This is a genomic window from Sorangium sp. So ce1504 (genome assembly GCF_051521635.1).
Classification (GTDB): Bacteria; Myxococcota_A; Polyangia; order Polyangiales; family Polyangiaceae; genus Sorangium; species Sorangium cellulosum_B.
On record NZ_CP150365.1, the window covers coordinates 7,365,748 to 7,392,378 of the forward strand.

The window sequence follows — 26,631 nt, forward strand, 5'->3', positions numbered from 1 at the left end:
CGTGCGAGCGCTGGTCTGGGACGGAACGGCCGCGCGCGTCATCGACCGCGACCCCCCCTCGACCACGGCCGGCATGGCCGTGGTCGAGGTGCGGTGCGCCGGGATCTGCAACACGGATCTCGAGATCATCAAAGGTTACATGGGCTTCCGCGGCACGCTCGGGCACGAGTTCGTCGGCGACGTCGTGGAGGGCCCGGCCGCCTGGCTCGGCCGCCGCGTGGTGGGCGAGATCAACTTCGCGTGCGGCCGCTGCGAGAGCTGCGCGCGCGGGCTGGGCAGGCACTGCCCGACGCGCACGGTCATGGGCATCGTCGGCGCCGACGGCGCGCTGGCGGAGCGCGTCGCGGTGCCCCTGGCGAACCTCCACGCCGTGGCCGACGGGGTCGACGACGAGGAGGCGGTGTTCGCGGAGCCGCTCGCGGCGGCGTTCGCGATCCTGGAGCAGGTGCGTGTGTCGCCGGGCGCGTCGGCGCTCGTGTTCGGCGACGGGAAGCTCGGCCTGCTCATCGCGCAGGTGCTCCACCAGGCTGGCGCCCGCGTCCTCGCGGTCGGCAAACACGAGGAGAAGCTCGCCCTGATGCGCGCGCAGGGCATCGCGACCGAGCTCGTTCGCCCGGAGCCCTCGGGCCAGACCGACGCCGGTGCCTCGCCGCCTCCGGGCGCCTGGGCCGGAGATCCGGCCGAGCTGGTGGTCGAGGCCACCGGCACCGCCGAGGGGTTCGTGAGGGCCGCCCGCGCGACCCGGCCCAGGGGCACGCTCGTGCTCAAGAGCACGGTGGCCGGGCTCTCCAGCGTCCACCTCGCGGAGCTCGTCGTCAACGAGATCACCGTCGTTGGGTCGCGCTGCGGGCTGTTCGGGCCAGCGCTGCGCGCCCTCGAGGCCCGGACCGTCGACGTCCGCTCCCTCGTGTCGGCGCGGCTCCCGCTGGAGCGCGCCGCAGAGGCGCTGGCGGCCGCTGCGGCGCCCGGCGCCCTCAAGGTGCTCGTCACCTGCTGAGCTCGGTGAGCTCGCCGCTCGCTGACTGTCAGCTGCTCGTCCGGGTGGCCTGCGGCCAGCGCGGCATGTTCGCCAGGCGCATTGTGTGAGAATTTCTCGCCGCTGGCCGGAATAGATCCTCATAGGGAGCCGCAGACCGCGCCCCCGATCAGGAGCTGCGATGAGCGCGAAGGACAGCCCACACCACGACGACCGCCGAGAGGACGCGCACAACGAGGCCCGGCAAGCCAGGGAGAGCTGGGAGCAGCAGCGGCTACGAGAGCTCGACCTCGTCGGCATTGAAGAGGATGCGTCGACGTTTTGCCTTCATTGTCGCCGTGAGCTGCTGGGGCAGCTCGCACGGGCCCAGGCGCGCGGCTCGGTGTTGTTCGAGCTCGTCAGGCGCGAAGGGCTGAGCCCTCTTCCCCTCCACGACCCCCGGTCCGCGGCCGAGGGCGGTCACACGCCGGGGTACCGGCGTGACCTCTGGGAAACCGCAATGCACAAGCGCCGCGCCTTGTGGCTCCCCCTCGCGTGCCTCGCGCTCGGCGCGCTGGTGCTCTGGGTGGCATTCGTCCTCCTGAGGCGCTGAGGGCGAGGAGCCGCTCGCGTCCGGATGTGATCCGGACAGGGAAGCGGTTGTTGGTAGAGGGGCGCAGATTCGTGCGTTATGGGCTCACCTGCGCTGTGCGGCGCTCCTAGCGGCGGAACAGCCCCGACATGAACCGCGATGGCGGCGGGAGCTGCCGCGGACGCCACGCCGACGCGGCCACGATGGACACGCCGTTGCGCATGAGCAGGAGCGCGGGTTCGTCGCTCCGGACGTCGAACCCCTGGCTCAGGCGGAGCGCTCCGCGGACCAGCGACTCGTGCGGCGAGACGCGGAGCGGCTCGAAGCCGTTCATGCGGAGGCGGCGCTGCCAGGCGCCCCGGCGCTCGTGCCGCTCGACCCGCGCGGCCCCCTCGCCCACCACCACGTTCATCACCTCCTGCCCGAAGAAGACCTGCTCGATGGTCTCCCGCGCGGCGATGTGCGGCGGGAGCAGCGCCTCGAGCGCCTGGAATACCGCGTAGTAGTGGCCGATCGCCTCCGACAGCCGCGGGAGGAACTGGTGCGCGTTGTGCTCCACATCCGGCTCGACGAGCGTCAGCACGCGCGGCGACAGCGCGCGGATCCTCGTGAGGATGGTGTCGCGGTTCGCGGTGGCGTGCACCGAGGCATCCGGCACGTGGTGCAATGCGAACGCCGCATTGACCGCGATGGGCGCCGTGGAGCGGGACGCGATACGGCTCCAGTCGACGCGCTCCACCGAGGACGCGACGCCGTGGAACTCGAAGGGGACCTTCAGCCGCTCCGCCCACCCCCCGATGAACGCGCCCGCCCAGCGCAGCCGCTGCTCGGGATCGGGGCCCCGGCACGGCAGATCGATGCCGGTCAGCCGGACCCGCGGCGGGCCGCCGGGCCGCGTCGCCAGCCGGTGTAGCAGGAATGGCCACTGCGTACCGCCGCCAACGCCGATGTCGATGACATGGATCTCCCCTTCGTCCTGGAACGCCTCGACGATGGCCGCGTTCGCGCTGAGGTAGCCGAACCGGATGAGCGGCGTCGCGTGGACGAGCAGCTGAAACGCCGCGAGCATGTCCCGCGGCCCGGCGCTGCGCAGGTACAGATTCCCGTCGCCGGAGCGATCTCCGTCCAGGCGGGCGAGCAGCGCCCGGCCAAACACGCCAGAGATGCGCTCGGACGCGTCCCCCGTATCGGGCTCGGCCCGCAGGATGCCCTCGATGAGGGCCCTCGCGCGCTCGCTATCCCCCGCCTCGATCGCCTCGCCCGCCGCCAGGAGGCGGCTCAGGAACGGGCGGCGACGCGAGTGGGTTTGGCGGGTCCCCGAGCTCGGCTGCTGCCCTGGGCTGGACGCGGTCGAGCTGGTGGGCCCCTCGATGTGCGCTCGTAGGCTAAGAGGCGCCTCTTCGGCCGATACGTGTCTACGGATCGCGTTCATGGTGTCCAGGGCTGTTCAACCAGGCAGCCCGCCGTCCTGGCTGGGCTCTCCGCGGGCAGCCGATTTCAGGCGAGAACGCATGACGTCGACCACCTCGCAGGAGCCAGGGGTTTCAATGTTTGCAGATGTCGCTGAGGGAGAGCCCGACGACGAGCAAGGGGCAGGCGCTCGGCGGCCGCGCGCCCGCGGCAAGGCCGCGAAGCGCGGCGCCCGCCCGTGACGCGACGGGGCCTGAGCTCGCAGGGAGACCCGACAGACAACTCTCTGTACATCGATGAAGCCGCCCGCCCGGTCAAGTCCAAGATCGTCATTGTGCGTCGCGCCCCCGTCCTCGTGTTCCGCGCGCCGTCCGAGCCTGTCTTCTGGCGACAAACGTAGGCACTCGTAGGCGTCCCGCGAGGCGCGCGTGATCGCGCCGCAGGCGGAAGCCCCGCCGGCCCCGGCGCGCGCGGATCGCGAGGAGCGCGGCCTCGATGACGCAGGCCGCGCGCGACGCACGTGCCACGGCACACTTCATCGATGGTCTCTTCAGGGCACATCGTGGGCTCCGACCTGACGAGCACGCGCCGGACTCGTTGAGTTGACCGTGGTCGTGACAGCACCTCGCTGGGGACGGGGCTTACACACCACATTACAACCCGCATAATCAGCTCTGTAAAGTCCCTATACATGGGCGTTCGGTCGATCGAGCCCACGTTGCGTCGCCAGATGAAGGCAACCCTGCGACGATCGGGCGCTCCTTCGCCCGAGAAACAGCGCCGCGAAGGCCTTCAGGCCTTCGAGAGGAGCAGAGCGTTTGCTGGAGGTGATGTATGGAACGACCGCCCCCTCGGGCTCAGCAGCCTACGCCGGGAGTGACTTCGTCATCGCAACGCAGCCGGAAGACGAGCGCTCTCCGGCGACGCGGCGGCACCATTGACGCACTCCTGCACCTGTGCATGCGACGGCGGGCGCCAGCGGTTCAGTCGTTATCGGACAGGTCGCTTCCCTCGGCGAAGTGGGAGCGATCGACGCCATTCTTCTCGAGCCAGCGTCGAATTCGATTCCTGTGCACTCCGAGCCTGATGGCCGCGCGAGACACATTGCCTCGCTCGAGGCGAAGCGCCTCGGCGATCTCATCTTCGGGCGGCGCCTGTCCTGCGCGCGCCGGTCGAACATCGCTCGCCGTCGGCCGGGCCTGCGGCTCGATCGACTCCGGGCTCAGCCCGACGCCGGCGAGCGGATCCAGATCCTTGGCCTCGACCGTGCGCCGCCCCTCGTCGAGCGCGCGCGTCACGGCGCGCCGCGCCTCGCCGACGAACTCGCGCAGATTCCCCGGCCATCGGCGCATCGCGCACGCGATGATCATCGAATGATGAATCGCCGGCGGCGCGCTTTGAGCGGCCGCGCCGACCGCCTTTGCGCATTGCGCCAGCAGCCACGGGATCTCCTCGGTCCGCTCGCGGAGGGGCGGGAGCCGGACCTCGGGCCGGCCGATACGGTAGTAGAGATCATCCCGGAAACGGCCCTGGGCGACGCGGGCGCGGAGGTCGTGTGTCGCCGCGCAGATCCGGATCTGCACCGGGCGAGGCGCGACCGCGCCGAGCTCGAGGACCTGCCGGGTGTCGATCGTCCGCAGCAGCTTCGCCTGGACGGCCGCGTCGAGCTCCGCCACCTCGTCGAGGAAGAGCGTGCCTCCGTGGGCGGCCTGCACATAGCCGTCGGTGTCGTGCGTCGCGCCGGAGTAAGCGCCGCGCCTGGCGCCGAAGAGGAGCCGCTCCGCCAGGCCCTCCGGGATGGCCGCGCAGTTGACGGCGACGAATGGGCCGCGCGCCTGCGGCCCCGCCTCGTGGTAGGCGCGCGCCGCGAGCTCTTTGCCCGTGCCGCTCTCGCCCGTCACGAGGAGGCTGTCTCCCCCGGCCGCGGCGCGGATGATCGTGTCGTAAATCAGCTGCAGCCTCGGCCCGAGGACGCTCTCCTTTTCGAGGCGCACGCCCCCGCGCGCGAAGCTCCGGATGTCGCTGAGCGCGAGGAACACCGACGTCCCCGCGCCGACGACCTGGATCGCGTCCCTCCGCACCTCGCCGCGGATCGTCTCGCCGTTGACCGACGTCCCGTTGGTGCTGCCGAGGTCCTCCACGGTCCAAGCGCCGCCGTCGTACGCGATGCGGGCGTGTCGCCGCGACATGAGCGAGTCGTCCATGAGCGGCACGCCGCCGACGCCTCCGCGACCCACCACCACGGAGCCACGATCCAGCGGGATGGGAGCGCAGCGCGGCTGATCCCCCGAGAAGATCAGGACGATGCCGGGAACAGGCTCGGCGACCGAGGGCTCCGGTGCAACCGAGACGCGGACGGTGGAGTGGTCCATCGGGCGCAATCTTACCCGCTGAAGAACCTGGCCGGCCAGTGGCCGGCCATCCCAACGGCCTGCAAAGGCTCTCCGGGCAGAACTCCCAGCAAATCCAGGTCGCCCCGTTCGCCAGGTTCGGCACAAGTTGTGCTTGTTCCCTCGGCATGGTGGCCTCTGCAAGAGCTCGCATCCATCGGGACCGGGGGGCTGCCCTCGAGGTGAACATGGGATCCGGCCGCAACATCGAGGAGGCGAGCCGCCGCTCGTCCCGGCGTCTGCATACATCCCGCACCCTGCCGAGCCTCCCCACCCACCCCGGTCTCCAGGGCGTCAGCGGCCTCCGCGGCGCTCTCGAGTTCCTGGAGTGGCCGGCGTCCGAGTGGACGCCCAAGGACCTCCAGGACTGGTTCGTGGACCACCTCGTGACCCCGGGCCTGATGAAGCGCCCCCAGATCGTGCGCGAGCCCGGCGCGACGCCCGTCATGCTCGATCCCCGGGCGGACGGCGGCAGCAACCTCGAGGAGCTCATCCACAAGGCCCGCGGGCGCGTCATCACGGCCCTCCGGGGGCTGATCGCGCCCGTCGCCGACGATCGGTTCCTGAACGCGGCGATCTACGGGGGCAGGGTCCGCCGGGCCGCGGTCGGCGGCCGTCCCGTCTGGGTCGCCTCGCCGCGCGAGATCGACTTCCTCGGCGACATTGTGCTCAGCTTGCTCGCCGCCGACATCCTGCTCGACCGGGAGTTCTATCGCGCACACCTGTGCATCTGCGAGGTGTGCGGAAGGGTGTCATTCAAGGAGACCGCGGACGCGCGAGGCGTATGCAGCGAGCATCGCAGCAGTGTGTCCGGGTTTACGCCGCGGGTGCGCTGAGCGCCTGCGGCGGAGTCGTGACGCCAGAGACGATAAAGGCCGGCTGAAGAGCCGGCCTTCGTCATTTCTCTCGCCACGGATCCGGTCCGCCCGCCGCATCGCGGAGGGCCGGCGCGGACGGCGCCGCGTCAGTTCGCGTCGAACGAGACCCAGGCGCCCGTCGCCCAGGTGTCATCGGCCTTGAAGGCGCCGATGTAGCTCGCCTCCGGGTCGAAGAAGCCGTCATCCGGCGGGGTCGCCGCGTTCTCGGTGAGCGTGGCCTCAGGCCGGAAGTCGGGCGTGGCGGCGAAGCAGTCGGCGAGCCCGGGATCCTCGGTGCTGTTGGTCGCCTCGCCCTCGAACCACGCGACCTCGTCCGCGCCAGCGTCGTCGTCGTCGTCGAGCTTCGACTCGGTCGCCGCCTCGGTGTCGGTCTCTTCGTAGGCGATGTTCGCCTCGATGTTGCCGAAGAAGATCGAGCTCGCGAGCTCGACCTCGGTGAGCTCGTTACGGAGATCCACCCCCGCCTCGAAGCCGGTCACGATGGTGTTGAAGATGTGGGCCTTCGTCGAGCGGCGGAGGAGCATGCCGTACTGCTGCTTGTCGACCTCCTTGTTCTTGCCGCACAGGGTCGCGTTGTAGATCGTGGGCTCGCTGAGGGGCGTGTTGGCCGACGAGTCGGCGTCGTTGTCGCCCTCGAAGCCGTTCGTCTCGTCGGCCACGGACGGGTCCTGCTGGAGCGCGAGGAACTGGAGCTTGCCGGTGTAGCCGAGGTCAAAGTCGAAGCCGTCGTCGCCGTTCTGCGCGCAGATGAGGTGCTTCGCGTTGACGGTGCCGCCGAAGAACTCGAAGCAATCGTCGAGCGTGTGGTGCACCATCACGTGATCGACGGTCGTCCCGGAGCCCACGCCGGCGAAGGTGAGGCCGTTGACCTCGTTGTCCTGGGAGAGGAGGATCCCGCTGTACTCGATGCGCACGTACTCGAGGACACCGCTGTTGTCCGCGGGCTTGTCGCCGCCGTACTCCGTGCCTTCGCCGGTGATGCCCTCGACGCTGGCCTTGCCGCCTTCGACGTTGACGGGCGCCTCGCCGAGCAGGATGACGCCGCCCCAGTCGCCGGCGGCGCGATCGCCCTCCTCGCCCTGGCTCGTGAACACGATGGGCTTGCTCACCGTGCCCTTGGCGTTGATCTTGGCGCCGGGCTTCACGACGAGCGTGGCGAGGCTCACCTTCTCGCCCATGATCGTCGTTCCGGGCTCGATGGTCAGGGTCGCGCCGCGCTCGACGAAGACGATCCCCTTCATGAGGTAGCACTTGTCGGCGGTCCACTTCGTGCTGGCGGTGATCGCCTCGCTGACCTCCACCGGGGAGGAGCAATCGGCGCTGACGTCGCCACCACCGCCGCCGTCGCCACCGCCGCCCTCGCCGCCACCGCCACCGTCACCGCCGCTGGCGGAGCTGCTCGCGGACGAGGTGCTTGTCGAGGTCGGGGAGACCGAGTCGTCATCGCCGCACGCGGCGAACGCCGCGACGGAGAGCGCCGAGGCGCAAACCAAGCCCAATTTGAATGTACGCAATTTATTCTACCTCCTCCCCCAACATGGCGCATGTAGGAAAACTCGTGACGAGCGCGGCGTGACGATTCAATGGCAGGTGCTCAGTAGGTGAGCGCTGCGCTCAACGTCACAGTCGTTCCGACGCTGTACTGGCTGACGATCTTGTCCTCATCGTCCGCTTTCCCCTGGGTGACGCGGACGGGCGCATCGATGAGGTTCTCACCGGCCAGCTTCAGCTCGACGTGCTCGCCGAGGCGCTGGGCCACGGTCAGGTCGATCTGGTGCCGCGGCTGCTCGTACTCGTCCTTCAGCCCGTTGCGACCCACCCGCTTGAGCCGGGCGCCGAACACGTTGTAGAGGAGCCGGGCGCTCGTCCCGGTCGACTCTCTGGCGTAGTCGAGCCCCAGGTTCACGACGAAGGGGGATTGCCCCTGGAGCGGGTGCGTCGGGTTGCTCTCGATGGTGACCCCTCCCGGGTTGTCGTCGGGATCGACCGTCACTTCCGACTGCACGAACGTGAGGTTTCCGAGCGCCGTGACCTCCTTCAGGAGCGGGGTGATGAAGCCCAGGCCCTTCCTGAGCTCGAGCTCGATCCCGGCGACATAACCGGCTTCTCCGTTCACGTAGCTGAGCCTGCCCCTGCCGCTGTTCGGGACGATGATCTCCTCGATCGGATCCTGGAAGTGCTTGTAAAAGATGCTGACCGCCGCCACCTCGCCGGCCGTCGGGAAGATCTCGAAGCGGAGATCGGCGTTCACGACGCTCGTCCGCCCGAGCTCCGGATTGCCTTTCGCCTCCATCCCGCTGTATCCCTCCTGATACAAGGTCGGGCTGAGCTCGCGGAGCTGGGGTCGCGCCAGCGTCCTGGATACGCCGAGCCTGACATTCGAGATCGAGCTCGCCTTGACGATGACGTTGGCCGCAGGCAAGAGATCGACCTTGTCGCTCTCTTCCTTGATCTCCGGGCTTGCCGGGGAGTACCTGTCGAACGCCCTAAGCGACAGCGTGGAGGCCTCGATCCGGGCGCCGAGCACCGCGCGGAGCCATCGTGTGATGGCGGCGTCCGTCATCACGTAACCGGCGTAGAGATCGCTGTTCGCCGTGTAGGAGTCGGTCTCGCGCGTGATCTCCTCCAGCTCGAGCGCCGTACCGATGTTCTCGTCCGAGAACAGCTGGCCCGGCTCCTGGCGGAAGATCGTCGGATCCGAGCCCGGGCTTTGCTTGAACCGGAACCGGCGCGCGTTGAACTCGCGCTCTCGGAGGTTGAACAGACCGCCCAGCTTCAGCCGGGTCGGAGTGTCCCCACGGACGAGAGGCTGGGTATAGGAGAGCTGCCCGCCGTAGTTCACGTCGGTCATGTCGCTGAAGAAGTGGGCGCCGCTCAGCGTGCCCTCGTCCCACGAGAAGGCTCCGCTCGTATCGTCCCTGATGTAGACGGTCTCCCTCGTATCGGGCTCGTCCGAGGACGCGCCGGAGATGGACGCCTTCCAGTCGAGGGTACCGCCGTCCAGCGCTCCGAAGCGGTGCTCTCCCTGGAGCTGACCCAAGGTGAGGGCGCGGGAGATGAACCGCTGCTGTGTGTCGCGAAACGCGCTGCTGCCGTCCAGAGGGTTCCCGCTGATCTCGCTGGCCAGATCCTCCGACGAGCGGCTGTGGAGCCCGGTGATCGTCACCTTGTGGTTCTGATCCGGGTTGTAGGTGGCGCTGGCGAACGCGCCCCAGGACACCTGGTCACGGATGCTCCCGGTGCTGGTGTCGGCGTTGGGTACGGGTTCGCCGCCCAGAGGATCGGGATCGAATTTCCTCGTGCGCTCTTCAGCGCGCGGAGCGAACTTCCGGCCATAGCTCAGGGTGGCGATGTAACCGAGGCGCTGCTCGCCGCCGAGCTTCAGGGTGTCGCCGACGACCACGCTGCCGCTCCCGTTCGGCGGGGTGAACGACCGCGTCGTCACCATCGACGAGTTGATCGCCCGCCCATAGGCCGTCATCTCGTCCCTCGTGATGGTGCCGCCGCCCGGCTTGGAGCCGAGCCGCAACACCTTGTAGTCGGGGATCTCGCTGGGAAGCGCGCGCGCGCCGCCGTCGATCCCGAGCCAGTCGGTGCTCGATCCGGCGTAGGTCAGGCGATCGCGGAACGTCGCCTGGCTGTTCAGCCCGAGCGACAGCGATGCCTGAAAGAGGAACTTCGTCGGGAGCTCGCGCGTGTTGATCTGGACCGAGCCGCCCGCGAAGTCGCCGGGGAGATCGGGCGTGAACGTCTTGACGACGGTGATGTCGCTGAGGACCAGCGACGGAAAGAGGTCCAGCGGGACGGCCTGCCGATCGGGCTCGGGGCTCGGCAGCGGGGCGCCGTTCAGGAGCGCGTTCGTGTAGCGCTCGCCCAGGCCACGGACGTAGACGTACCTGTTGTCGACCACGGTCGCGCCGACGATGCGCTTCGCGGCCTCGGCGGCGTTGCGATCGGGTGTCTTCGCGATCTCCTTCGCGCCGATGGCGTCGCCCACGTGGGCCGCGTTCTTCCGGATGAGCAGCTGCGCCGCGACGCTCGCCCGCTCCGGCTCGAACTCGACCTCGATGACCTCCTCTGTCTGCTGATCGGGATCGAGGCCGACATCGACCTGGACCACCTGCCCGGCGGTCACACGTACGTCCTGCACGCGCTGCGGCTCGTACGCCTCGTACCAGACCCGCAGCTGATGGGTGCCCGGCGGGAGCTCCAGGCGATACCGCCCGTCGAGGTCCGCGATCGCCTTGAGCTTCGTCCCCACGACGGACACCTGGGCGTCGAGCAAGGGCTCTTTCGTGGCGGTGTCCGTGACGACGCCCCACACCACGCCTTTCCCCGCGGGCGGCGGGCGCGACGGGCTCGGCTCGTCGAGCCCCGCGACGTCCTCCGCCGCAGGACCGCCGGCCCGAGGCGCCGCGCCGTCTGGCTGCGGCGCGGCGGCTCCGGGGTCGCCCTGCGCGAGGGCCGTGGCCCCCCAGCAAAGCGGTGTCACCAGCGCTGCGACTACCCCCGAGATCCTTCTGCGACTCATGCACCTGTCCCTTCGCGCGCTCCGAGCCCGGGCGCGACTCTCGATTCGATGGCCGGGCGCACGCGCGCCCGTCTGATGAGGAGAGCGGAGGGCCAACTCGCGCCCTCTCCCGTCCCGTGCACCCCGCCGCGCTCGCGCGCTCGAGCGACGCGGCGGCGGCTCCCGCGCGCCTCGACTTCACCTCTTCGGGCCTCTGCCCTGGCTCAGCGCGCGGGCTTCTCCGTCAGGACGGCGATCGTCTTGGCCCCGCCCATGCGCGCGGCGTCCATGGCCTCCACGGCGACCGCGTAGACGGCCTCGTCATCCGCGTCGAAATAAAGAACGTTGTCCGAGCGCGCCGCGAAGATGCGCGCGAGCCGCTCCTTCAGCTCGCCGCGCTGCACCTCGGCCTGGTTGATGCGGAGGACGCCGCGCCGATCCACCGTGAGCACCACGGGCTTGTCGGCGTCGATGGGAGGCGGCGCGAGCTTCGCGGTGTCGTCCTTCTTGGGCAGATTCAGCCAGAACTGCTTGGCGAGCAGCGGTGTCACGACCATGAAGATGATGAGGAGCACGAGCACCACGTCGACGAGCGGCGTCACGTTCATGCTCGGCGCGACACCGCCCTTCTTGCCTCCGCCCTGCGGAACGCTCATTCCCACGGCGCTATCCCTCCTCCGGCTCCGCGGACGCCCCGCCGCCCCGCTGGCTCACCTGCAGCGAGATCCCGGCGAACCCGACCTCCTGGCACAGCGCGAAGGCCTCCCGCACGCGGCCGTACCTCACCGAGGAGTCGCCCTTGATGACCACCCGGCGCTCCGGCTCGGCGGCGCGGATGGCCCGCAGCCGCTCGCCGAGCGCGCCGAGGTCGGCGACAGCCTCCTTCTCGAGGAACACGGTGCCTGCGCCGGTGATCGTCACGTAGATCGGATCGAGCTTCGACTTCGCCTTCGGATCCGGCTGAAACACCGCCGGGAGCTCGACCCGCTCGCCGTGCTCCATCTGGGGCGCGATCACCATGAAGATGATGAGGAGCACGAGCACCACGTCGACGAGCGGCGTGACGTTGATCTCCGGCTCAGGCGGCTGCTGCCGACCCGAGCGACCGCTCTCCGCTCGAACGCCCATGTTCGTTCTCCATCTCGTCGATGAGCTCACCCGCGCTGCGCTCGAGCGCGAGCTCCACCGCAGCGATACGGGTGGTGAGGTAGTTGAAGCAAAGCACCGCCGGGATGGCGACCGCGAGCCCGAGCGCGGTGACGATGAGCGCCTCGGAGATGCCGGCGCTCACGGCGCCGAGGCCGCCCGAGCCGGTCGAGGCGATGGTCTGGAAGGCGGTGATGATGCCGATGACGGTGCCGAGCAGCCCGACGAACGGGGCCACCGAGCCGACCGTCGCGAGCACCGAGAGGCCGCGGCGCAGGTCGGCGGAGATCGCCTCCCGGCGCCGAGACACCTCGCGGCGCGCGAGCTCCACCGGCGGCACGCCGCCCTCGCCGGCCTCGACGGCGCGCTGGAAGCGGCGCACGGCCGCACCGACGAGCCGGGCGAGCGCGGAGCGTCCATAGCCGTCGGCGATCGAGACGAGCCGCGCGGTGTCCCAGGCCTCCATCACGGGGCGCGCCTCCCTCGCGAAGCGCCGGGTCTCCGACGCCTGACGCGCGAGCGCGATGAGCCGCTCCACCACGACGGCGACGCTCGCCAGCGCCATGAGCACGAGGGCGAACGCGACGAGCTTGCTCAAAAGCCCCATGGTCGCCCAGATGTGCCCGAGATCAAACTGCATCATGGTTAACCTCCTTCGTTCCTCGGGCGAGAGGCCGCGTCCGCGGCCGCGCGCTCGACGTCATCTCTTCGCCTTGAACGGGATCCGGACCGTCTTGAAGGTCGACACCGGCCTCCCCTCGTGGATCGCCGGCCGGTAGCGCCACGTCTTCACCGTCGCGAGCACCACGTCGTTGAACAGCGGATGGCCGCGGACGATGGTGACGTTCGTGACCTCGCCGGTCTCGGTCACCACGAACCTGACGACCACGGTGGCCTCTATCCCCGCGCTCCGCGCCGCCTCGGGGATGGGAGGGAGGGAATTGGAGAGCGCGACAGGCGGCGTGGCGTTCTCGGGGAGGTGAATCGGCCCTTTCGGCTGCGGAGGCGGCGGCGGTGGCGGCGGCGCGGGCGCAGCCACGGCGGCCGTCCCCGTGCCGCCGGGGACCCCGCCGGGCACGCCGCCCGGTACGCCTCCCGGCTCTCCGTAGGTGTCGTCGTCGCTCGCCTTGGCCTGGCTCGGGTCCGCCTCCGCCGGCGCCTCGCTGGGCACGGCGGTCGGCGCGACGAGCGCCGGGCGCCGGGGCGCCGCGGGGCGAGGCGCCGGAGCCTCCGCCGCCGGCGGCGGGGGCGCGGGCGCCGGGGCGACGGGGGGCGCCTCGGGGAGCTGGGTGGCGAGCTTGACCTCGACGACCTCCTCCTCGGGTGGAGGAGGCGCGATCGCGCCGCTCAGGCGGGCAGCGGCGAGCGTGATGGCCGCGAACAGCAGGAGCCCTGCCGCAACCCCGATCGCGAGGCGCTTTGCCCGCTCAGGATCGGCCTCCCCTGCATTCCACGTTTCAAGGTGCATCGAGGCTCCCGGCACACGTTGGCGACAACACCAGAGCTCCACCTGACCTCATGAGAGGGACCGGCAGGCTTCAACAAGGTCGCCCATCATGTGAATCACCGTCTGCACGGTACACCGGCCGCCGTTGCGGCCCGGTGACGGTGGGGCAACGATTGTCGTGCTCGCCCGGCAGGGCGCTCAGGCGCTGCGGCTCTCGGGGAGGTCGGGCGAAGCGGCGAATCGATAACCGATACCGCGGACGGTCTGGATATAATCGCCGGCGCGGCGCAGCTTGTCGCGAAGCCGCTTGACGTGGGTATCCACGGTCCTCGTCGTGATGCTCACGTCGATGCCCCAGACGCCGTCGAGGAGCGCGGTGCGCGTCTGCACGCGCTCGCGCGCCTCGTACAGCGCGACGAGGAGCTTGAACTCGAGGAGCGTCAGCTCGACCTCCTCGCGCTCGACCCACACGCGGTGAGCGCCCTCGTCGATCCGCAGGCACCCGAACTCGATGCTCCGCTCCCCGTCCCCGGAGGACTTCGCGCGGCGGAGCACGGCTTGCACGCGCAGCACGAGCTCCCGCACGCTGAACGGTTTGACGACGTAGTCGACGGCGCCGAGCTCGAAGCCGACGATGCGGTCGACCTCGTCCCCGCGCGCCGACACGATCATCACGGGGATCCGCTGGGTGCCATCGCTCTGCTGGAGAGCACGGCACACCTCGGTCCCCGGGATGTCGGGCAGCATGAGATCGAGCAAGACGAGATCGGGCCGCTGGTCCACGGCCAGCCGGACCCCCTCACCGCCCTGCCCCGCGAGGAGCACCTCATGCCCGGCTTGCCTGAGGTTGTAATCGAGCACCTTCTGGAGCGCCGGCTCGTCCTCGATGACTAAAATCCGCGCCATGGTGAAGAGCGCGTGTACCCGAGCGATGTGACGGAGCGATGACCGGATGGCAACAGGGCGGTGCGGCGCCGAAAAGACCGCACGGGCACGCTGGCGCAGCGGGCGCACGACGGGATGTAGCAGGGGAGCGCAGGCGCGGCGAAAGGTCACGCGGGCGCGGCGCGGCGCGGCGCGATGAGACGAGACGAGACGAGACGAGACGAGACGAGACAGACGAGGTGCCCCGAGGGCGCGCGGCGAAAGGTCGCACGGGCGGGGCGAGATGCGCTAGGCTCGTCGGGATGCTGCGGACTTTGCGACTCATCGCGGCCGACGTGCGCCAGAAGGCCACATGGTGCTACGGCAGCGATCCACTGCCGACACTCCTGAAGACGCTGGCGACCGACGGCACGGCGGCGATGGTCCTCTACAGGTTCACGCAGGCCGCGCGAGCCCACCGGATGCCGGTGCTCGAGATGGTGCTCAACAAGGCGACCAACCTGGCCGGCGGCTGCGTGATCGGGCGCGGCGCGGACTTCGGGCCCGGGTTCGTGCTCATCCACTCGAACGGCGTTGTCATCAATGGCAACGTCCGAGGCGGATCGAACGTGCTCATCGAGCACCAGGTGACCATCGGCGCCGATCGGCGGCAGACACCGGTGCTCGGGAGCGACCTTTTCATCGGCGCGGGGGCGAAGATCGTCGGCGGGGTCACGGTCGGTGACGGCGCCAGGATCGGCGCCAATGCCGTGGTCGTGCACGATGTCGCGCCGAACACCACGGTCGTGGGCATCCCCGCGAAGCCCGTGCAGCGGCGCGAGGACCGCGCCGCCCAGCCCGCCGCGCGCCCGGCCGCGGACGGGACCAACACCTCGCAGAGCTGACCGGCGCACGGCGGATCGAGGGTTCCAGAGCGGCGGTCACCCGCACAGGAGACGGGCCCAGATCGGCGTTTTCGGCGCGGAAGCGCACTCACGTGCGCTGAGCACCGAAAACGTCGAGATGGGCCCGTATCCGACGCGGGTGACCGCCGCTCTACCGGCGCTCTATCGAGGAGCCCGGGCGAGGAGCTCTTGCCTGAGCTGCGCGATCTCTTGCCGGAGCGGGCCGATGAAATCGGCGCTCAGGGTGCGGTTCCGGCCCTGCAGCGCGCGCGCCGTGTGCCACTTGCTGAGCGCGAGCCGCGCGCCGGCGCGGATGAAGCTCCGCCCCGTGGCGCCGCGCCAGCCCAGGGTGCACCGGAGCCGGCCGATCGGCGAGCAGACGAGCTCGAGCTCGTCCTGGGTGAGCATGCCGAGCGCGACCTCGTCGCGCAGATGATCCCGGATCACCCAGCCCTTGCGGATCACGAGCGCCACGATGATCCCGAAGAACGACGCGACGAAGCACAACCAGAGCAGGAGCCACGGCATGAAGATGTCCCCCATCGCGCGCCCCAGGGCGGTGGGGAGGAAGTTCCACACCGCGTGCAGCGCGACGCCGAGCAGGTAGCCGCCGATCGGGGCCGCCGCGCGCACCCACGTCTTTGACGACTCCCGGGCGAGCCCGAAGCCGATGCCGGTCATCGACGTGAACAGCGGGTGGAGCCAGGGCGTGAAGACGCCCCGCAGGACGAACGTGCCGGCGAGAACGTCGCTGCCCTGCATCGAGGCGCGCGCGTAATAGAGCACGTTCTCCACCGCGGCGAAGCCGAGCGCGCAGAACGTGGCGTAGATGATGCCGTCGACGATCCCATCGAACTCCCGGCGCAGGAAGTAGAAGAAGCCGAACACGCCGAGCCCCTTGAAGAGCTCCTCTGCGAACGGCGCGCTGACCGATGCGCTGACGAGCTCGCCGGCCGGCTCGCCGAAGTTGCTCGAGACGCCGATGTGGACGCCCGTGTTGATCAGGATCGAGAAGCCGGTCGCCGCGAGCGCGCCCCAGAGGAACGCCATCAGCAGGCACCACCACGGCTCGGGATCGTACCGATCGATGATCATCGGGACGAACAGGTAGAGGACGAGCGGCGGGAACGCGAAGAGCGCCCCGACGAGCATGGCGCTCAGCATGCTCCCCCCGGACTCGATGACGCCGAGGAGCGTGAAGAGCACGTTGAGGACCGCGCCCGCGGTGAGGCCGATGGCCCACAGCCACAGCCCGGCGATGCGCAGCCGCCGGTCCGGGTCGAACCTCCGAACGGCCGCCGGGTAGCCTGCGTGGTGATGCGCGTATGCGTGACCCTGCTGCCCCCGCGCGTAGCCCTGGGGTGCCAGCGGGTACGCGTGGCCCTGCGGCCCCTGCGAATACGCGTGGCCCTGCGGCCCCTGCGCATAGCCTTGCGGCCCCTGCGCATAGCCTTGCGGCCCCTGCGCATAGCCTTGCGGCCCCTGCGCATAGCCTTGCGGCCCCTGCGCATAGCCCTGCGGCCCCTGCGGATACGCGTGCCCCTGCCCGTAGCCCTGCGCTGGCTGCGCGTGCGCGTACCCCTGCGGCGCCTGCCCGTGGCCCTGCTGCCCGTGCGGCGGTTGCCCCATGGTGCTCTGCCCCGCACCTTGCGCCGGATACCCCGAAGGGCCCTGCCCGCCCCCCTGCGCGCGCTCGCTCAAGCGCTCCGCCGGCCGGGGTTGTTGCGGCACGCCGGGGGAATCGGGACGATGTCCGTGGGGATTGTGCATGGATCGAGCGCTCTCGCGAAAGCCTCGTGACAGCGTTGACCGTTCAGCCGAGGCGAATCCCCGCCGCGCGCGTGGAGCCGAAAGCAGCGGTGACGATCCGCGCCGGGCGACGCCAGCCTCGGAGCTGTCGCTCACGCCCGTGGGATCGAAGTATCACGGAATATTTCTACCACGGCAGGGACGCGCCGGGCATATATCCCAGCAGCTTCGCCACGGCGCGCTGCCGGCGAGGAGCGCGGAGGCTGTGACGCTCCGCTTCCACGGGTTCCACGAGCTGTCGGGGGTCGGCGGGGTAACGCAGCAGCGGCTCCTCCGCGCCGAACGTGGCGGGAGAACGTCAGGGGCGGACGACGCGCGTGCCCGGTGGAGGCGTGAAGTCGAACTCGGTCTTCCCGACCGGCTGATTCACGACCGGCGACGAGAAATCGAACCGGTTCCGGTTGCCCTGCGCGTCGAGGATCAGCACGCGGCGGACCTGGTTGGTCTGCCCGTCCACGTAAAGGAGCATCTTCTGATACGCAGGGGTCGCCTCCTTCGGCGTCCCCTCGAGGACATAGCCGCCCTCGAACTTCATCTGCGCAGGATCGAGCAGGCGCAGCGAGAAATCCTTCGTGAGCTGCCCCTTGCCCATCAAGAACGCGAGCGCCGCCGGATACTGAGAGCCCTTCACCGGGGTCTCGAACATCTGCTCGTTGTCCTTCTCGTAGACCTTGATCGTGATGCCGTCGGAGACGACGCGGTTTCCGTTCGGCGCGTCGTAGATCCAGCTCATCTTGCCCGGCTTCTCGAAGGTCACCTTGCCGGTGGAGACCTTCTTCACGTCCTGGACCTTGATCGTGTAGGTCTGGGTGAAGCTCGCCTTGAAGGTCTTCGTGGAGTCGTAGAACTGCTGGACGCGCCTGCCGAGCTCTTCGGCGGTGGGACCCGCGGCCTGGGACTCGCCGGCGGTCGCGAGCGTCGCGAGCACGACCGTGAGGGGCGCCGTCAGCCCGATGAGGCACGCGGCGGCGAGGCGGTTGAGTGAGGTTCGCGTCATCCTTCCCGATCTCCTTTGATGTCCAGAGGCGTCTCGCCCCCGCTCGTCGGCGGTGGGGGCGCCGGCAGATGCACCGCCGGTTCCGTGCCCTGGCAGCCGCACCCTCGCTGAAGCCGGGGCGCGCCGCACGTTTTCATGTTGGACGCGGCGCGGGAGCGTCCGATGCAGGCTCCATAGCACACGGGATGTGCGCCCGGACCGCCCCCGCCCGCCCCCCTGTCACGCAGTCAAACGAGGCGCCGCGCCCTTCGTCCCCATGCGCAACCAGGGAGCCGCGTCGGCCCACGTTCACCCGAGGCGCGCCCGTCGCGGCCGGGCGCGGCGCGGGGCGGGCGCGCCCGACGCCGCCAGCGCCGCCGCGAAGCCCGCGGCGCTGAGGTGGGTCATCGCGATGGCCAGCGCGTCGGCAGCGTCCGGCCGCGGGGGCGCGGCGAGGCGCAGGACCGCGGTCATCACCTGCGCGACCTGCGCCTTCTCGGCCGCGCCCCGGCCGACGATGGTCCGCTTCACCAGCGCCGGCGGATACTCCGAGATCGGCACGCCCGCGCGCGCCAGCCGCAGCAGCACGACCCCACGCGCGTGGCCGAGCTTCGCCGCGCTCTGCGCGTCCTTGGCGAAGAACAGGCTCTCCACCGCGGCCGCGTCGGGCGCGAGCGACGCGATCACCTTGCCGAGCTCGTCGTCGATCTCCACGAGCCGGGCGGCGAACGTCCCGCTCGTGTCGATGTCGATGACGCCGTGCGCGACGTGCTCGATGCGCGTGCCGTGCCGCACGAGCAGGCCCCAGCCGAGGTGGCGCGAGCCGGGATCGATGCCGAGGACCCGCATCGGCTCAGCAGGCCCCGTGCGAGGGCGCCACGACGTGGGTCGGGAAGCCCGGCGCGCGCTCGGCCCCCCCGTCGCGCTCGCCCCGCTCGGCCGCCTCGAGCGTCCGCCGCGGGAAGATCTTGTGCGGGTTGAGCAGGCCCTTCGGGTCGAACAGCGCCTTGATCTTTCGCTCGATCGCGATGAGCTCCGGCGACTGCTCGAGCGCGAGGAAGTCCGCCTTCGACGTCCCGATGCCGTGCTCGCCGCTCAGCGTGCCGCGCATGCCGATCACCGCGCGGAACAGGCGCGACAGCGCCGTCTCCACCTGGGGGACGAGGTCCGGGTCGTTCCAGAGCAGGTTGACGTGGAGGTTGCCGTCCCCGGCGTGGCCGTACGTCAGCATGCGGACGCCCGTCGCCGCCGAGATCTCCGCGACCTCGTCGAGCAGCGCCGGGATCTTGTCGCGCGGGACCACGACGTCCTCCGAGATCTTGTAGCGCGCCATGGCGCGCGTCGTGGGCGAGAGCTGGCGGCGCGCCTCCCAGAGCCGCTCGCGCTGCGCCTCGTCCTGCGCGACGAGCACGTCGAGCGCCCCGGCATCCATGCAGACCTCCCCCACCCGCTCGGCCTGGACCTCGCAGTCGGCGGGCTCGCCGTCGACCTCGATGATCAGCATCGCGCCCGCGCGCTCGTCGACCCCGACGCCGCGCGCGCGCACCGCGTCGAGCGTGGGGCGATCGAGCAGCTCGAGGCAACGCGGGACGACGCCGGCGGCGACCAGGGCGCTCACCGCGCGCCCGCTGGCGCGCACGTCCGGGAACAGGCAGAGCAGCGTCATGACCGACGGGGGCTTCGCGATGAGCCGGAGCGTCGCCTCCGTCGTGATCGCCAGCGTGCCCTCGCTGCCGACGAGCAGCGCCGTGACGTCGTACCCCGTCACGCCCTTCACGGTGCGCCGGCCGGTGCGGAGGCGCGTGCCGTCGATGAGGATCGCGTCGAGCCCGAGCACGTACTCGCGCGTGACGCCGTACTTGAAGGCGCGCGGGCCGGCCGCGTTCTCGGCGATGTTGCCGCCGAGCGCGCACATCTTGAGCGAGTTCGGATCGGGCGGATAGAAGAGCCCCTCGGCCTCGACGGCCGCGTGCAGGTCGGCGAGGATGACGCCCGGCTCGACGACCGCGATCTGCTCCTCGCGGCTGATCTCCTTGATGGAGTTCATGCCGATCGTGGCGATGACGATCCCGCCCCCGACCGGCACCGCGCCGCCCGACTTGCCGCTGCCAGCGGCGCGCGGCACGACCGGCACCTCCGCCTCGCTCGCCGCCCGCACCGCCTTCTCGATGTCGGCGGCCGAGGATGCGAGCACGACCGCGTCCGGGCTCACCGGCGGCTGATCCGACTCGTCGCCCGCGTAGGCCGCGCACCCGTCGGCCGACGTGATGACCTTCGAGGGGCCGAGCGCGCGCTCGAGGAGCCGGCGCGCCTTGTCGATGGCCGACGCCGACGGGCGGGGGAACGTGGGATGCTGTCGCATCTCCCCCATTTACCGCGGATCGCGCGGCGATGCTGGGGGATCCGCGCGGGCGGGCTCAGGGCTGGCCGCCGCCGGGATCGGGTACACGCGGACACGCGCGCTCCGCACGGCGCGCCCACGGTCTGCCTGCCCGCGGACGGGCGGACGCGCCGCGCGATCAGAGCAGATCGAGGAAGGCGAGGAGCGCCTCGATCGCGCCGGCGTCCAGCGCGACGAGGCCCTCGCCCGCGGGCGCGCCGTCGTGGAAGAAGGCGCTCGGCGCAGCGGCAGCGGCCGTGCTGCGGTGATCGCCGGCGGCGCGGCCGCCCGTGTCCTCGAAGCGCGCCCGCTCGAGCACATCGCGCAGCGTCTTCGCGGAGCCGTTCGTGAAGTAGGGCCGCTTCTTGTAGAGCCGCCGGAGCGACGGCACCCGCGCGCCGTCCTCGTGCACGTACGGCACGACGCCGGTCTTCTCGTAGCCGGCCCTCCCCCACACGATCGGGCCCTCGGGCGCGAACACGAGCGCCTCCCAGCGCTCGAACGGGGCCGCGGAGCCGGGGTCGTCGCTGCGGAGCACCGGCGCGTGGCAGCGAGCGCAGCGGTCCCGGAACACCCGGGCGCCGTCGCGCTCGAGCGGGGTGAAGCTCGTCCGGCCGAGGATGGCGGGGTTCGCGCGGTGCGAGAACGCCATGAGGAAGCTCATGAGCGCGCGGCGGAGCGCCTCGGGAGGCCGCGCCGCGCGCCCGGCGTCGGCGAGCCCGAGATCGGCGAGCCACGGCGCGGCCTCGCTCGAGATGGAGAACCATGGGTCGTGGCCGCTCAGCGCGCCGGCGACGCGGAACTCGTTGTCCGCCACCGCGGTGAGATCCGGATCGAGGGCGCGGGAGAAGTGGGGGCGGTTGTTGAACAGACCGAGCAGCGGCTTGGTCGTGGCGCGCACGTCGCCTCGACCCGTGTGGTGCGTGCGGCCGTCGACGTAGCCCTCGAAGTGGCACGTCTCGCACGTGAACCGGCTGAGCGGGCCGTCGGCCTTGTTCCATGGGGCCATCAGCGAGGTGAAGAAGAGCGCCTCGCCGAGGCGGATCTCGTCGGAGCGGGCGTCCTCGCCGCCGTCCCGGACCGGCTGCTTCACGACCGCGCCGTCGCCCACGTCGAGCAGCCACGCGTCGAGCAATGGGTTCGCATAGGCGAAGGCGCCGCCGCCGAGCGCGGCCATGGCGGCCACGCCGGGGGAAAGCGGGCGGGTGGAGACCTCCGGCGCGCTCGAGAGGCCGGCGTCCGTGGCGCGGAAGAGGAGCTCGGCCCGGCGATCGCCGCCATAGCCCGTCGCGATCACGCGCACGCCGCTCGATCCGGGTATCGCCGAGAGCGCGACGGCCTTCGGGGTGAGGACGCCGAGCTCCGAGACGTTCACGGCCGAGAGCCGCGTCACCTCGGGCCGGGCGCCGGCGGCGACGCGGTAGAGGAAGACGAACGAGTCGATGTATCCGAACGAGCCGCCGGTCCGGTCGAGCGGATGATCCTCGACCCCGCCGGCCGCGAGCAGGAGCCCGCCCCCGGCGCCGCCCGTCTCGAGCGCGTCGAAGCTCCAGATCGGGCCGTCGTGGCGGACGCGCGCCGCGCCGCCCGGGAGCGGGCGGCCATCGGGGCCGACCGGGAGCACGACGAGCGTCTGGTCGAGGAGGCAATCGACGATCAGGTGATGCGCGAGGCGCACGACGCGGAACGGGCCAGCGCCGATCGGCTCGTCCCAGCGCTCGACCTCGATGCGTCCGTCCGCGCCGGTGCGACCAGGGCGCAGCGTGACGAGCGTGCCGGCGCGCTCGTCGAGCGCGTAAAGGAGGCCCTCGGGGCCGGCCGCGACGTCCCGGACGCCGTGGAGGCCCGCGAGCTCGATGCGCCCCGCGGGCTCGAGCGAGGCGCCGCGGACGGCATAGCGGAAGAGCGAGGGCGACGCCTCGCCGCTCGCGAAGACCTCGCCGGTGGGCGTGACCGCGACCCCTGTCGGCGAGGCCGGCGCGGGGGCGCGGGAGAGCTCGCGAAGCGACGCGTCGAGCAGGACGAGCGCGTCGCGGCCGCGGAGCGGAGAGAGCAGCGCGGGCGCGCCCGGCGCGGCGGGGCGGCCCAGCGGATCCACGGGGCGGAGCGCGATCGGGTCGGCCCCGAACAGCCGGTCGGAGCTGGATGCGCGGGAGAAATCGGCCTCCGCTCGGCGCGCCGCCTCGAAGCGCCGCAGCGGCTCGAGCGGGTCCGGATCGGGGGCACCGCCGTGGACCGGGGGCGCAGGGCGGCCGTCGCACGCCACGGCGGCCAGGCCGAGCGAGAGCGCGAGCGCGAGCGCGAGGCGGACCGCGGCCATGCGCCTGCGCCGGGGGGCAGCGGGCCGAGCCGCCGCGCCGATCACCAGCCGCCAGTGCTCGCCGGCTTCGCGGTCGCGGCCGGCGCCGCCTTCTCCGGCTCGGCCTTGGGCGCGGGCTTCGCCGCCTCGGTCGTGGCGGCGGGCTTCGCCTCGGGCGTCGCCTGGGGCTTGCCCTCGCAGCCGAAGAGACACAGGGCGCCGAGCGCAACAAGCACTGTCAAGACATTCTTCATGGGACTCCTCCTGAACGAGCGGGGCAAGCGAAGCACATCCGCTGGGCGCTCGGAAGGGGGGCGCGCCGTCCGCTGCCATCGGAGGCGGCGCGACGGCGGCTGCGCGGGGCTGGCTGCGTCGGAGGAGCCGGAGCGGGCGCGCGTGGCCGCCCGCGTCCAGGAGCGTGCGGGAGCTCGCGCGCTGGATCCAGGGCCGGGCGCGAGATTCCGGCGCCCGCGCCCTGGGCGGCCTGGTCAGGTCCCGGGAACGATCTTCACCAGGCTGTTGCGGTTCGCGACGAAGTATTGCTCGCCGTCGTTGTCCTCGACGATCGCGGTGAGCGCGTTGAAGGTCGGCAGGCTGCCCTGACGCGCGAATGCCGGAGCGTTCGGCGCGTTCGGATCGGGGTTCTTGTTGATGATCGTGATGGGCGACGTCTGCGCCCCGCACTGCATGAGCGCGCCCATTTTCCCGCCGGTGTAGTCGCCGAACAGGTAGACGCCCCGGAGCTGCGGCACCTGGCTGCCCCGGTACACGAACCCGCTGACGACCGACTTGTAGTCGCGGTACGGCCCTGTCGCGCTCTGCCGACGATCCATGTCGGCGATGGGCGGGGTGTGCGTATCGCCCGCGCGCATGGTGCGCCCCTGGCAGGTATCCGCGTGGGTGCCTTCCCACTTCGGCCAGCCGAAGTTCAGCCCCGAGGTGCCGGCAGGAACGTAGTCGACCTCCTCGTAGCCATCCTGGCCGACATCGCCGATGAAGAGGTCGCCCGTCCCACGATCGAAGGTGAAGGTATACGGGTTGCGCAGACCATAGTGCCAGACGCGCGAGGCCGCGCCGTCCAAGGGATTGCCGGCCGCGGCGTACGGCTCGGCAGCATTCGGATCGAGGCGCAGGATCTTGCCGAACAGCGAGGCCGGGTCCTGCGGCCCGCCAGGCTTGTCGCTGTTGCAGGAGCCGCCCCCGTCGCCCGTACCGACGTAGAGCATGCCGTCGGGCCCGAACACGATATGGCCGCCGTTGTGATTCACCGCGGACGCGTCGAGCCGCACGATCGTCTTCGCCGAATTTGCATCCGCCACGTAAGGATCGCTGGACCGCTTGTACTCGACCACCATGTCACGGTTCATGTTCGTGCCCGTGGTCGCCGTCATCATGATGTAGAACTTGCCGCTCGTCGCGTAGTCGGGCGGGAACGCCATGCTGATGAGCCCGCGCTCGTCGTCGAAGGCGCCGGAGCTGAGCGTGATCTGATTGCTCACGTCGAGGAAGACCCCGCTGCGCAGCTGACCGCCGGAGAACACGCGGATCTGCCCGGTCTGCAGCACGAGATACCAGTCGCTCGATCCCTTCGGCTGAGCGGCGTAAACCAGCTTGTCCACGCCGGTGACGACGGGAGCGAGCGCCAGCTTCCCGACGTCGGGCGCCGCGCTGGCATCGCACTCCACCGGGTCGCCGCCGCCGGCGCCGGAGCCGCCCTGTCCGGCGGTGGTCCCGGACGACGACGTGGTGCTGCTGCCACCGCCGGTGCCGGAGCCGGAACCGGAGCCCGAACCAGAGCTGGAGCCGGCGCCTGCGCCGGAGCTGGAGGCGGAGCCAGCGCCGGCCCCCGTCCCCGTCTGCGCACCGGAGGAGCCCTGATTCCCCCCGCTCGTCGCGGTGTCGCCAGAGCTGGTCGCCCCGTCGTCGCTGCACGCACCGGCGCCCAGCGCGAGACACGCGCCGCCACCCAGCGCGAAGGTCATCCACAAAGCCAAGGTTGAACGCTGTTTCGTCATGGGACGCATTCTATACATGACAAGCGCCGTGGCGCACTCATGAACTACTGCCGGGGGAAAGAACAGGACATCGGAGCCCGGGGTGAGCAGGTGACGGATCATGCCCGCAAGACGTCAACACGCGCTCGTCTGGCCGGCCGACGGCGCACGTTTGCTCGATGCGAGCTCGGAGACGCCGGCGGCCCCTCCTCTCCCCAGGGCCTGTGGGCGCAAGGGCATTCAACAGGCTCGTTCGCCCGGTCGCCACCGCAATCGAGCCATGGGAGAACAGCGCCCCTCGACCGGTGTCGAGCAGCATTGCCCATGATTTGATCAGCCGTTCAGATGAAATGCGCCTGGCGCACGCCGACGTGGGCCATCGATGCGCTGCTCACTCGTCGAGGTGGATATTTGAAACAGAGCGGTACGTACGAGTCCCCGAGGTCCGCTCGGGGCCGGGGCTATATTCCCGTCCAGGACCCTTCTGATCATCGCCTGCGACGGATCATCGCTCGCCGCGCCCTCGCCGCCGGAGCTCGCTGGCCGGCGCGCAGCGTCACCAGCAGGCCAGCCGCGCCGCGCCATGGCGCGACGGCGCCTGGCTCACCGCGCCGGACGAGCCCGGCGGAGAGACGTGCTGTGTTTCACCCGTGCACCGCAATCGACGCCGGCCGACTCGGCATCATCGGTCAGCTCGCCGCACGGCGCCATGTCGGAGAGGGGATCCGTGTCAATCGAGGCGCCTCGCTGAACGCCGGTATCTCCTGGCGCCCTCGCTCACGCCGGCTCTCCTCTGTCCTCGGTGCCAGTCGGCTCACCCGGCTCGACGCCGCACGTCGTACGGCGTCCCGCGAGCTCCCCCGCTGCGACGACGCCCCCTCTGCTCCTGTGGCGCTCCGCTCAGAGAGTGCCCGCGATCCACACGCTCCCTGGGCCCAGGCCGACGCGCGCGCTCCAGGGGGCGTCGGCCGTCGGCCCGCGGCCGCGCGCTGACGCCGCGGCGTCAGGCGCAGACGGCGCGGTGATCCAGAGGATCGCCCCGCCCACGGCGAGGGCCGCACCCGCGATGAACACCGCCGTCCCGATGTTGCCCTTCGCCACCGCGTCGTCGCGCAGATCGAGGCCCGTCTGATCGACGCAGCGGCCCGCCTCGTCGCAATGGCCGCCCTCGGTGGCCTTGTCGAACGTCGATTTCGCCATGAAGCCGAGCGCCGTGCCGACGCCGAGCCCGACCACGCCGAGCCCGACCCCCACCATGCCGAGCGGCTTGCGGATGCTCCCGCCCTGCGCCGAGGGCGGGTCGCTCGCCGGCGGACGGACCGGGGGCGGCGCGATCGCCGGCGTCGGCGCGCCGCTCGCTCCCGGGGCGGAGGCCGGCTCCGTGGCGCGCTCGAGCGCCGGCACCGTGACGCTCACCACGCCCGGCTTGTCGATCGTGACCTTCACCTCCCAGGGCTCGTACCCAGGCGCGGCGGCGGCGATCCGATGCTCGCCCGGGTCGAGCGGCACCGCCGTCCCCCAGAGCGCCCTGCCCACAGCGACCCCATCCCGCGTGAGGCCCAGCCCCGCGATCGACGCCGCCGGCGGGACCACGATCTGGAGGCGGGAGAGCTGCGGCTCCAGCGCGGCGGCCCGGGCGCGCGCCACCCGCTCGCGCTCCGTCTGCCCGGCCGAGAGCGAGGCGGCCGCGACGTCGCGAAAGCCGATCCACGCCGTCGCGATCTTGCCGGTGCGCTCGTAGCAGTCGGAGAGGTTGAAGAGGGTGCCGATGCCCGGGTCGATCACATGGCTCTCGGCGAACTTCGGACAGGCCTCGGCGTGCTTCCCAGCGGCCATCAGCGCGCGGCCCTCGTCGAACAGCGCGACCGCAGCGGCGCGCTCCTCCCGGGTCGGCTCGGCGGCGCCCGCGGCCGGCGCGAGCGAGGCGAGCGCAGCGAGCGCCGACAGGAGCGCTACCGCTCGACGGCGACCGGACCCGGCCAGCGGCGCGCGGGAGACCGCAGCAGGGCAGCCGGACTCCGGACAGGGGCTCGCGAGACGACGATGGCAAAGCAAGACGGCACCTCTCCTGGGCTC

Annotated in this window: 21 protein-coding genes; 4 read left to right on the top strand and 17 right to left on the bottom strand. The window is 71.1% G+C overall.

Going from position 1 to position 26,631, the window contains the following annotated elements:
- Nucleotide 1: 1 nt before the first annotated feature.
- Together WMF39_RS27690 and WMF39_RS27695 are read left to right on the top strand one after the other, a co-directional pair.
- Complete coding sequence (locus WMF39_RS27690; protein WP_437739483.1) at nt 2-997, top strand: MDR/zinc-dependent alcohol dehydrogenase-like family protein; 996 nt, start codon at nt 2-4, stop codon at nt 995-997.
- A 160-nt stretch (nt 998-1,157) separates the two neighbouring features.
- A complete protein-coding gene (locus WMF39_RS27695; RefSeq protein WP_437739484.1) occupies nt 1,158-1,568 on the top strand; it encodes a hypothetical protein in 411 nt (136 codons plus the stop codon).
- A 106-nt stretch (nt 1,569-1,674) separates the two neighbouring features.
- Here the strand turns inward: WMF39_RS27695 and WMF39_RS27700 are convergent, their stop codons facing one another.
- The gene (locus WMF39_RS27700) at nt 1,675-2,979 is read right to left on the bottom strand and encodes a GRAS family protein (protein ID WP_437739485.1); all 1,305 of its coding nucleotides are present in this window, start codon (nt 2,977-2,979) and stop codon (nt 1,675-1,677) included.
- 961 nt (nt 2,980-3,940) lie between these two features.
- Nucleotides 3,941-5,329, bottom strand: a complete 1,389-nt coding sequence (locus WMF39_RS27705; protein WP_437739486.1) for a sigma 54-interacting transcriptional regulator — start codon at nt 5,327-5,329, stop codon at nt 3,941-3,943.
- Between the two features lie 206 nt (nt 5,330-5,535).
- On the opposite strand from WMF39_RS27705, the gene WMF39_RS27710 reads away from it, so the two are divergent.
- A complete protein-coding gene (locus tag WMF39_RS27710; protein WP_437739487.1) occupies nt 5,536-6,183 on the top strand; it encodes a hypothetical protein in 648 nt (215 codons plus the stop codon).
- 128 nt (nt 6,184-6,311) lie between these two features.
- Here the strand turns inward: WMF39_RS27710 and WMF39_RS27715 are convergent, their stop codons facing one another.
- From WMF39_RS27715 to WMF39_RS27745, 7 genes are all read right to left on the bottom strand, one after another.
- Nucleotides 6,312-7,718, bottom strand: a complete 1,407-nt coding sequence (locus WMF39_RS27715; RefSeq protein ID WP_437739488.1) for a hypothetical protein — start codon at nt 7,716-7,718, stop codon at nt 6,312-6,314.
- A gap of 101 nt (nt 7,719-7,819) precedes the next feature.
- Nucleotides 7,820-10,756, bottom strand: coding sequence for a carboxypeptidase regulatory-like domain-containing protein (locus WMF39_RS27720; protein ID WP_437739489.1), 2,937 nt, complete (start codon nt 10,754-10,756; stop codon nt 7,820-7,822).
- A gap of 203 nt (nt 10,757-10,959) precedes the next feature.
- On the bottom strand, nt 10,960-11,391 hold the full coding sequence (locus tag WMF39_RS27725) for an ExbD/TolR family protein (protein WP_437748039.1): 432 nt from the start codon (nt 11,389-11,391) through the stop codon (nt 10,960-10,962).
- A 10-nt stretch (nt 11,392-11,401) separates the two neighbouring features.
- On the bottom strand, nt 11,402-11,863 hold the full coding sequence (locus tag WMF39_RS27730) for an ExbD/TolR family protein (protein ID WP_437739490.1): 462 nt from the start codon (nt 11,861-11,863) through the stop codon (nt 11,402-11,404).
- Nucleotides 11,814-12,524, bottom strand: a complete 711-nt coding sequence (locus tag WMF39_RS27735; protein ID WP_437739491.1) for a MotA/TolQ/ExbB proton channel family protein — start codon at nt 12,522-12,524, stop codon at nt 11,814-11,816. The genes WMF39_RS27730 and WMF39_RS27735 overlap by 50 nt, the downstream gene beginning before the upstream one ends.
- 57 nt (nt 12,525-12,581) lie before the next feature.
- The gene (locus tag WMF39_RS27740) at nt 12,582-13,349 is read right to left on the bottom strand and encodes an energy transducer TonB (protein ID WP_437739492.1); all 768 of its coding nucleotides are present in this window, start codon (nt 13,347-13,349) and stop codon (nt 12,582-12,584) included.
- Nucleotides 13,350-13,526: 177 nt separating this feature from the next.
- Nucleotides 13,527-14,234, bottom strand: a complete 708-nt coding sequence (locus tag WMF39_RS27745; protein WP_012237704.1) for a response regulator — start codon at nt 14,232-14,234, stop codon at nt 13,527-13,529.
- A gap of 281 nt (nt 14,235-14,515) precedes the next feature.
- On the opposite strand from WMF39_RS27745, the gene WMF39_RS27750 reads away from it, so the two are divergent.
- Nucleotides 14,516-15,097, top strand: coding sequence for a serine O-acetyltransferase (locus WMF39_RS27750; RefSeq protein WP_437739493.1), 582 nt, complete (start codon nt 14,516-14,518; stop codon nt 15,095-15,097).
- Between the two features lie 162 nt (nt 15,098-15,259).
- Here WMF39_RS27750 and WMF39_RS27755 read toward each other — a convergent pair whose 3' ends face one another.
- From WMF39_RS27755 to WMF39_RS27790, 8 genes are all read right to left on the bottom strand, one after another.
- A complete protein-coding gene (locus tag WMF39_RS27755) occupies nt 15,260-16,726 on the bottom strand; it encodes a PrsW family glutamic-type intramembrane protease (protein ID WP_437739494.1) in 1,467 nt (488 codons plus the stop codon).
- A 478-nt stretch (nt 16,727-17,204) separates the two neighbouring features.
- The gene (locus tag WMF39_RS27760) at nt 17,205-17,903 is read right to left on the bottom strand and encodes a LolA family protein (RefSeq protein ID WP_437541581.1); all 699 of its coding nucleotides are present in this window, start codon (nt 17,901-17,903) and stop codon (nt 17,205-17,207) included.
- 288 nt (nt 17,904-18,191) lie between these two features.
- A complete protein-coding gene (gene ruvC / locus WMF39_RS27765) occupies nt 18,192-18,731 on the bottom strand; it encodes a crossover junction endodeoxyribonuclease RuvC (protein ID WP_437739495.1) in 540 nt (179 codons plus the stop codon).
- 4 nt (nt 18,732-18,735) lie between these two features.
- Complete coding sequence (locus tag WMF39_RS27770; RefSeq protein WP_044969192.1) at nt 18,736-20,244, bottom strand: FAD-binding oxidoreductase; 1,509 nt, start codon at nt 20,242-20,244, stop codon at nt 18,736-18,738.
- Between the two features lie 157 nt (nt 20,245-20,401).
- The gene (locus tag WMF39_RS27775) at nt 20,402-22,582 is read right to left on the bottom strand and encodes a hypothetical protein (protein WP_437739496.1); all 2,181 of its coding nucleotides are present in this window, start codon (nt 22,580-22,582) and stop codon (nt 20,402-20,404) included.
- 41 nt (nt 22,583-22,623) lie between these two features.
- Entirely contained in the window at nt 22,624-22,815 is a 192-nt protein-coding gene (locus WMF39_RS27780; protein ID WP_437739497.1) for a hypothetical protein, read from the bottom strand.
- A gap of 234 nt (nt 22,816-23,049) precedes the next feature.
- Complete coding sequence (locus WMF39_RS27785) at nt 23,050-24,543, bottom strand: PQQ-dependent sugar dehydrogenase (RefSeq protein ID WP_437739498.1); 1,494 nt, start codon at nt 24,541-24,543, stop codon at nt 23,050-23,052.
- Between the two features lie 912 nt (nt 24,544-25,455).
- Nucleotides 25,456-26,610: a hypothetical protein gene (locus tag WMF39_RS27790; RefSeq protein ID WP_437739499.1), complete on the bottom strand. Its 1,155-nt coding sequence runs from the start codon at nt 26,608-26,610 to the stop codon at nt 25,456-25,458.
- Nucleotides 26,611-26,631 lie beyond the last annotated feature (21 nt).

Bases quoted from the DNA above. Each gene is read 5' to 3' on its own strand.
- WMF39_RS27695 (WP_437739484.1), top strand. From the start codon at position 1,158: ATGAGCGCGAAGGACAGCCCACACCACGACGACCGCCGAGAGGACGCG.
- WMF39_RS27700 (WP_437739485.1), bottom strand. From the start codon at position 2,979: ATGAACGCGATCCGTAGACACGTATCGGCCGAAGAGGCGCCTCTTAGC.
- WMF39_RS27705 (WP_437739486.1), bottom strand. From the start codon at position 5,329: ATGGACCACTCCACCGTCCGCGTCTCGGTTGCACCGGAGCCCTCGGTC.
- WMF39_RS27710 (WP_437739487.1), top strand. From the start codon at position 5,536: ATGGGATCCGGCCGCAACATCGAGGAGGCGAGCCGCCGCTCGTCCCGG.
- WMF39_RS27720 (WP_437739489.1), bottom strand. From the start codon at position 10,756: ATGAGTCGCAGAAGGATCTCGGGGGTAGTCGCAGCGCTGGTGACACCG.
- WMF39_RS27725 (WP_437748039.1), bottom strand. From the start codon at position 11,391: ATGAGCGTTCCGCAGGGCGGAGGCAAGAAGGGCGGTGTCGCGCCGAGC.
- WMF39_RS27730 (WP_437739490.1), bottom strand. From the start codon at position 11,863: ATGGGCGTTCGAGCGGAGAGCGGTCGCTCGGGTCGGCAGCAGCCGCCT.
- WMF39_RS27735 (WP_437739491.1), bottom strand. From the start codon at position 12,524: ATGATGCAGTTTGATCTCGGGCACATCTGGGCGACCATGGGGCTTTTG.
- WMF39_RS27740 (WP_437739492.1), bottom strand. From the start codon at position 13,349: ATGCACCTTGAAACGTGGAATGCAGGGGAGGCCGATCCTGAGCGGGCA.
- WMF39_RS27745 (WP_012237704.1), bottom strand. From the start codon at position 14,234: ATGGCGCGGATTTTAGTCATCGAGGACGAGCCGGCGCTCCAGAAGGTG.
- WMF39_RS27750 (WP_437739493.1), top strand. From the start codon at position 14,516: ATGCTGCGGACTTTGCGACTCATCGCGGCCGACGTGCGCCAGAAGGCC.
- WMF39_RS27755 (WP_437739494.1), bottom strand. From the start codon at position 16,726: ATGGGGCAACCGCCGCACGGGCAGCAGGGCCACGGGCAGGCGCCGCAG.
- WMF39_RS27760 (WP_437541581.1), bottom strand. From the start codon at position 17,903: ATGACGCGAACCTCACTCAACCGCCTCGCCGCCGCGTGCCTCATCGGG.
- ruvC (WP_437739495.1), bottom strand. From the start codon at position 18,731: ATGCGGGTCCTCGGCATCGATCCCGGCTCGCGCCACCTCGGCTGGGGC.
- WMF39_RS27770 (WP_044969192.1), bottom strand. From the start codon at position 20,244: ATGCGACAGCATCCCACGTTCCCCCGCCCGTCGGCGTCGGCCATCGAC.
- WMF39_RS27775 (WP_437739496.1), bottom strand. From the start codon at position 22,582: ATGGCCGCGGTCCGCCTCGCGCTCGCGCTCGCGCTCTCGCTCGGCCTG.
- WMF39_RS27780 (WP_437739497.1), bottom strand. From the start codon at position 22,815: ATGAAGAATGTCTTGACAGTGCTTGTTGCGCTCGGCGCCCTGTGTCTC.
- WMF39_RS27785 (WP_437739498.1), bottom strand. From the start codon at position 24,543: ATGACCTTCGCGCTGGGTGGCGGCGCGTGTCTCGCGCTGGGCGCCGGT.